Annotated in this window: 1 protein-coding gene; it reads right to left on the minus strand. The window is 45.9% G+C overall.

Features of this window, described 5'->3' with window-relative positions; genetic code table 11:
• Positions 1 to 240: 240 nt before the first annotated feature.
• Complete coding sequence (locus tag CIK04_RS29485; protein ID WP_045608606.1) at positions 241 to 708, minus strand: YhcH/YjgK/YiaL family protein; 468 nt, start codon at positions 706 to 708, stop codon at positions 241 to 243.
• Positions 709 to 868 lie beyond the last annotated feature (160 nt).

Below are 868 nucleotides of genomic sequence, written 5' to 3' on the forward strand. Positions count from 1 at the left end.
TTTCGAGTGATGTACATGCGCAGAGCAACATCACAGAACAATACGTCAATGCTTTATGGATAAATGTTCGCAACGGACCAAGCCCAAAAATGGATTCTTCAGATAGTTTGGAAGTGGCACGGCAGGCATGCAAGTTGTGTGAGGTTTAAATCCAGTAAAGCTCACGATATTAGATGGATAAACGATGCGGCCCAAGCGAAGTGGCGCAGCTACGTTTTATCATACTGATCTTAAGTGAGGTTAAAGCGTTGCGCCATCCACTTTAATCACCACTTTACGCACGGGTGAGCCTTCGCCTTCTGGCGCGATAAGAGGACGATGAGGCTGCCCTGGTGGGAAAATAATGAACTCGTTTTCGCCGAGTGTCACAAACTTTTCATCCACAACATGGTGACTAAATGCCAAGTCTCGCTCTGCGAGATAATCTTCATCCAACGCTTCAAAAGGTTGCAAGCTGTAGCCGAACGTCTCTTTCCCGCTTAACAGAATTTGTACGTCGAGGTAGCGCTGGTGGCATTCTGATTTTCTTAACGTGAGCGGCTGAGTATGGTCACTCATGACCAGAAAGAACGCATTGTCGCCGTCCAACTCATGACGCCCATCTTCAATTGGCTCAGCCAGTTTAGCTAACACCTGCGCAATGATTTGCTTGAGATTAGAAGAGAGACAAGATGTAAAGGCGAGCTCTGTTGTTTTACCGACAAACACGGTGATTACCCCCAAAAAGAAAATAAAAGTCGCAAACCAGTTTTTACTAGGCTTGCGACGATTTTACTGCTCGCGAAAGCGAACACCAGTCATTTTCAAAACACCGTTTCTAAATGAGATGTTGTGCGTGCTTTGTTAGCCCGTCAATACGGTATCTTCA

This window comes from Vibrio sp. 03_296 (assembly GCF_002265885.1).